We start from the raw sequence: 3,702 nt of genomic DNA, 5'->3' as shown, positions 1-3,702 counted from the left end.
ATCGTGAGTGCAGCGATGGAAACGCAGGAATCGCGTGAAGATCTGTAATGAGATCGTCATCGCATTGTCATTTTCTCGCTCGTTGCGGAGCGTATCTGCTTTTGGTGACGACATCACACGACGACCATTGACGCTTGGCAGTTGCGGTCAGAGCGACGCAAGCAAGAGGTCGGCGCTTGATCGGCATCACGCCAATTCGTCTCGCGCCAGGAAGAGTTGTTCTCCAGCGATAGGTGAGGTCTGGCACCGGCTCAAAGCGGACTTGCCATTTCGTCCAGCGCTTCGGCTGATGAGGGCTAACCGGACCCGGTGCCAGCGGTGGCTACCGCTTTCCACATCGCTTCTATCCGCTTTTGGAACGATCGCGGCGCCTCCGCAAACATGCGGCTGGATGCGGTCCTGGCCCGATTGAGATGGAACTGCCGCCGATCTTCGATCGGCAGCGTCAGCCGCGATCGCCAGTGGGCCAGCGGTTGCTTCGCTTGAATCAATTTACCCAATACGACGAGATCGTTGCTCTTGCCGAGTCGCACGCGCAACTTTTGCACCTCGTCAGTGAAGGTTTGCCACATCTTCGGCCAAAGCGGTTCGACGAGCTCAATCTGGTAGCGAAACGTCACGACAGCTTTTCGAAACTCATGGATGTCGTCTGCACTGGCGGTTTCCCAATTGCATGGAAGACGGCGACGGGCGCGGCGATAGGACTGTGCGAGAGCTTTTGCGACGTCCTCAAAAGTCATCCGTTCAAGCGGCCAGGCTGACGCGCAGGCCAGGGCCCGCGTAAGACCGGCATGCATGCGCTGGAGAGCCTCTGCATCAAGCGCGCTGGTTTCGGACGTCTTTCGGATCCCTTCCATTCGATCGGCAATGGTTGCCTGAGTTCGTTGTGATATCGAAGGCGCAGCATTTTCCTTCGAGCCGACAATGTCGGTCAGTGCGTCGAGGGCGGCCTGAGCGTCACGGCTGCGGTTAAATGTTCGGCTGAGCAGGCTCGCTTCTCGCCGCAGAGCGATGGCCTCGTCACCGATCTGGCCGTGCAATAATCGCAACAGAGCACGCCATCGTTTGAGCGCGACACGATAATCATGAACGGCGCCGCCCGGCTTCCCGGCATTTAACGCCTCAAGCGCGACCCTGATTTCGGCCAGAATTGCATCCGTGGCTTGGCGAATTGGAGGTGCTGTCTGTAAGGTTTGAAGCTTGCCCATACCCTGTTTGCTTGTCCCAAGTGCTTGTCCCAAGTGCTTGTCCTAAGTCGCTTCGTTGAACGTCCACATTCGATACTGTTAAGGGTTGTCATCTTTCAGGATTCAATGCGAGGGGTTCTGCGGTGCAGTTCCGAGCAATTTCAACATCCCGAAGGAAGCCGCCTCGGATGCCTGGATACCGGGCAAAGCACCCTTCTATTAGCAGCCGAACGCGCCTATATTTCAGGCTTGTTCTTCGAGAGGTAGGAATGCTCCGATCTGTCCGCGCCACGATGACTGCATTGTCGTTCTTGACCCTGTTTGGAGGTCTTCATCCTGCGCTTGCCCAGGACCGGCGCGTGCCGGCCTCGCCGGCGGAGGTCATGCTCTCCTACGCGCCGATCGTCCAGCGCGTGCAGCCGGCCGTGGTCAACGTCTATGCCGCCAAGGTCGTGCGCGATCACAATCCGTTGCTCGATGACCCGATCTTCCGCCGCTTCTTCGGCGTGCCCGGCCAGCAGCCCGAGCAGATGCAGCGTTCGCTGGGGTCGGGCGTCATGGTCGACCCGTCGGGCCTGGTGGTGACCAACGTCCACGTCATTGAAGGCGCCGACGAGGTCAAGGTATCGCTTTCCGACAAGCGGGAATTCGAGGCCGAGATCGTTCTCAAGGACCCCCGCAGCGACCTGGCGGTATTGCGGCTGAAAGGCGCGCATGAGCGCTTCCCGACGCTGGATTTCGCCAATTCCGACGAATTGCAGGTCGGCGACGTCGTGCTGGCGATGGGCAACCCCTTCGGCGTCGGACAAACCGTCACCCACGGCATCATCTCGGCGCTCGCGCGCACGCAGGTCGGCATCACCGACTACCAGTTCTTCATCCAGACCGATGCCGCGATCAATCCGGGCAATTCGGGCGGCGCGCTGGTCGACATGACCGGCAAGCTCGCCGGGATCAATACCGCGATCTTCTCGCGTTCGGGGGGATCGCAGGGCATCGGCTTTGCGATCCCGGCCAACATGGTGCGCGTGGTCGTCGCGTCCGCCAAGAGCGGCGGCAAGGCCGTCAAGCGACCTTGGCTCGGCGCCAAGCTGCAGGCGGTGACGCCGGAGATCGCCGAAAGCCTTGGGCTGCGGCTTCCAACCGGCGCTCTGGTCGCCAATGTGGTTGCAAACAGCCCGGCGGCGCGGGCGGGGCTGAAGCCGTCCGATCTGATCGTCGCAATCGACAGCCATGAGGTCGAGGATCCCAATGCGTTCGATTACCACTTTGCGACGCGTCCGCTCGGCGGTACCGCGCAGATCAACGTGCTGCGCGCTGGCAAGACGATCAAGCTGACGGTGGCGCTGGAAACCGCGCCCGATACCGGCCGCGACGAAATCGTCCTGACGACGCGCTCGCCGTTCCAGGGCGCCAAGGTTGCGAACATCTCGCCTGCGGTCGCCGACGAACTGCATCTGGATTCCGACACCGCAGGCGTCGTGATTACCGACCTGGCCGATGGAGGAACCGCCGCCAGCGTCGGATTCCAGAAGGGCGACATCATCGTGGCCGTCAACAATCAGAAGATCGCCAGGACCGCCGATCTCGAGAAGGCAGCCCGCGAGTCCGCCAGGGTCTGGCGCATCACGCTGGTCCGCGGCGGCCAGCAGATCAACGTTACGCTCGGCGGATGAGCCCGAAGCGCCCACGCGAAGCCGCCAACCTGTTCGCCGCCGCGGGGATGGAGGCGGATGCGCCGCATCCGCTGCCGGACCGGTTGCGCCCGCGCGCGCTGTCGGAAGTCGTCGGACAGGATCACATCCTGGGACCCGACGGCGCACTGACGCGCATGCTGGCCACGCGGACGCTGGGGTCGCTGATCTTCTGGGGACCGCCGGGCACCGGCAAGACCACGGTGGCGCGGCTTCTGGCGGATGCCACCGACCTGCATTTCGAACAGCTCTCGGCGGTATTTTCCGGCGTCGCCGATCTGAAAAAGGCGTTCGACGCGGCGCGCGCAAGGCGCGAGACCGGCAAGGGCACGCTGTTGTTCGTCGACGAGGTGCACCGCTTCAATCGCGCGCAGCAGGATTCGTTTCTGCCCGTGATGGAAGACGGCACCGTGGTGCTGGTCGGCGCCACCACCGAAAATCCCTCGTTCGAGCTCAACGCCGCTTTGTTGTCGCGGGCGCGCGTGCTGGTGTTTCATTCGCTCGATCCGGCGGCAATCGAAAAGCTGTACGCCCATGCCGAGACCATCGAGGGCAAGAAGCTGCCGCTGGACGCGGAAGCCCGCGCGGTGCTGGTGCGCATGGCCGACGGCGACGGCCGCGCCGCGCTGACGCTGGCCGAAGAGGTCTGGCGCGCCGCGCGCGAAGGGGAAACCTTCAATGCCGCGCAGCTGCAGGACATCCTGCAGCGCCGTGCGCCGATTTACGACAAGTCCGCCGACGGCCATTACAACCTGATCTCGGCGCTGCATAAGTCGGTGCGCGGCTCCGATCCGGATGCGGCGCTGTATTATCTCGCGCGC

General features: G+C 62.7%; 3 protein-coding genes. 2 read left to right on the top strand and 1 reads right to left on the bottom strand.

Annotated elements, in window-relative coordinates; all coding sequences use genetic code 11:
- Positions 1–296: 296 nt before the first annotated feature.
- Positions 297–1,208 (bottom strand): CHAD domain-containing protein, encoded by a 912-nt coding sequence (locus QZ213_RS25905; RefSeq protein WP_291688909.1) that lies wholly within the window; start codon positions 1,206–1,208, stop codon positions 297–299.
- Between the two features lie 248 nt (positions 1,209–1,456).
- Between QZ213_RS25905 and QZ213_RS25900 the strand changes: the two genes are divergently transcribed.
- Both QZ213_RS25900 and QZ213_RS25895 read left to right on the top strand, forming a co-directional pair.
- On the top strand, positions 1,457–2,863 hold the full coding sequence (locus QZ213_RS25900; RefSeq protein WP_291688908.1) for a DegQ family serine endoprotease: 1,407 nt from the start codon (positions 1,457–1,459) through the stop codon (positions 2,861–2,863).
- A partial coding sequence (locus QZ213_RS25895) for an AAA family ATPase (RefSeq protein ID WP_291688907.1) occupies positions 2,860–3,702 on the top strand: 843 nt, incomplete at its 3' end. The genes QZ213_RS25900 and QZ213_RS25895, both read left to right, overlap by 4 nt.

Source organism: Bradyrhizobium sp. (assembly GCF_017881085.1).
Taxonomy (GTDB): domain Bacteria; phylum Pseudomonadota; class Alphaproteobacteria; order Rhizobiales; family Xanthobacteraceae; genus Bradyrhizobium.
This window is presented reverse-complemented; position numbering and strand designations above follow the sequence as displayed.